This window comes from Mesorhizobium sp. P5_C1 (assembly GCF_054049815.1).
Genome location: NZ_JBFULQ010001077.1, coordinates 1 through 1056, shown reverse-complemented (window position 1 = coordinate 1056; position 1056 = coordinate 1). Strand labels below are relative to the sequence as shown.

Sequence of the window (1056 nt, the reverse complement as noted above, 5' to 3'; positions counted from 1 at the left end):
CTTCTTCTCTGAGTAGCCAGTGAGGTCGCGGACAGATAGCTCTGCGATACCGCCCGAGATTCTGTCCAGAGTCACGATATAGCTTTTGTCCATCACCCCAATGAAACTGCCCTCGGGTATCACAACACTCTCTGTGACGGTTGAAGCTTGCGTGACAAATTCTGAAATTGTCCGCTTCAGTTCGTCATTTTCATGCTTCAGAGTCTCAACAGTGCGTTCAAGGGCTTCGACGCGATCTTGTGCAGCGGAAAGCTCGGATGCGTTGGGTGACGACTTGTAGAGTACCGTCATGTAAACGCCTGACAGAGCTAAGCCGCTAGTTACAATGGCAATCAACAGCGGATGGCGGCTGATACCTGCCAGCACTGCGTTGTCTTCTGGCTTCGGATTCACGTCCACTTGTTTCGCCACTAGCACCGCCCGCCGGTCAAATCATTCGAGGCCGATATAGACTGGTGAACTTACCCAAAGCCTTCCGATTCGGCGAATCGGGGCGCACACATGAAAGGGTAATCTCAACAACTACAGCTCGCCCCCTCGCCACCAAAATTCTTCTGGGCGAAATTCAGGGCGCTGCTGTAGCTCGTGTAGCTCTGGAACCGACAGACGTCGGAGCCGTTCCGCACTTTCATCTGCTCGAGGTCCCAGAACAAACCTGGATGCGGTCGTCGGCGCAATAGACCGTATAGCGTTCAGGCTCCAGCGCCCCTGGGCTTTCTGCACGGGACGGGGTTTCATCGAGCACTCGTCTCACCTGCTACTGCCCGCTTGATGAACAACCCTGTGAAGTCCGACATAGGTGGCTTCATGGGCTCCGATCAGCGCCCGCAAACTTACTAACATGTTGGCCAAAATCGTCGATCTAGGCCTTTTTCGTTTCGCCACTAAGTCGCCACCAATTCGACGATTGTTTTCGACACCGGCGTCGGGAACTTCGCAGCTGGCTTCGCCTCTTTCACGGCGGTATTCCGTCCCGAAGGCCCGAAATGCTCCGCTCGTTGGTAGGCTCCAACCTGTAATCGATTCCTTGATTGCCAGCCGTTTGCTTCTGCGCGC

At 54.7% G+C, this 1056-nt stretch carries 1 protein-coding gene and 1 pseudogene; both read right to left on the bottom strand.

Going from position 1 to position 1056, the window contains the following annotated elements; all coding sequences use genetic code 11:
- Positions 1-399 (bottom strand): bZIP transcription factor (locus ACXJ7R_RS33995; RefSeq protein WP_457155614.1); only part of this gene is annotated, 399 nt, incomplete at its 3' end.
- 351 nt (positions 400-750) lie between these two features.
- A pseudogene (locus ACXJ7R_RS33990) lies at positions 751-1056 on the bottom strand (hypothetical protein); the annotation flags it as partial.